Source organism: Methanohalophilus sp. WG1-DM, assembly GCF_004104135.1.
Lineage (GTDB): Archaea > Halobacteriota > Methanosarcinia > Methanosarcinales > Methanosarcinaceae > Methanohalophilus > Methanohalophilus euhalobius.
On record NZ_RRBA01000051.1, the window covers coordinates 1 to 400 of the forward strand.

Here is a 400-nt window from a genome sequence, read left to right on the forward strand (position 1 = left end):
CCTGTAATCCCGTGTTTTGTGTTCAATATTCATTGCACCAATCAGGTCGGCATTGTTCTCATAACCACATTTTTCACATCTAAAAGACAACCTGTTACGGTTATTCTTAGAGATATGATTGCATCGAATACAGGTTTGAGAGGTATAAGAGGGGTCAACATAATGTGTAATTATGCCTGCTTCTCTTGCTTTGTATTCAATGAATGTTTGCAATTGGCGGAAAGCCCAACTACTGTGATTATGTCTTCTCTTTTTAGAAACTTTGGGAAGCGTGGAGTCACGTATTCCTGATAAATTTTCAAGACCTATTACAGATACACCTTTTTCAGTTGCGAACTTCACAATTTTCTTTGAGATTGTGTGGTTTACATCTCGCATAAGACGTTTCTCTTTACCTGCA

General features: G+C 37.8%; 1 protein-coding gene. It reads right to left on the minus strand.

All coding sequences use genetic code 11. The features are described 5' to 3' along the window. On the minus strand, positions 1-400 hold a 400-nt coding region (locus CI957_RS10420), incomplete at both ends, for an RNA-guided endonuclease TnpB family protein (protein ID WP_164909101.1).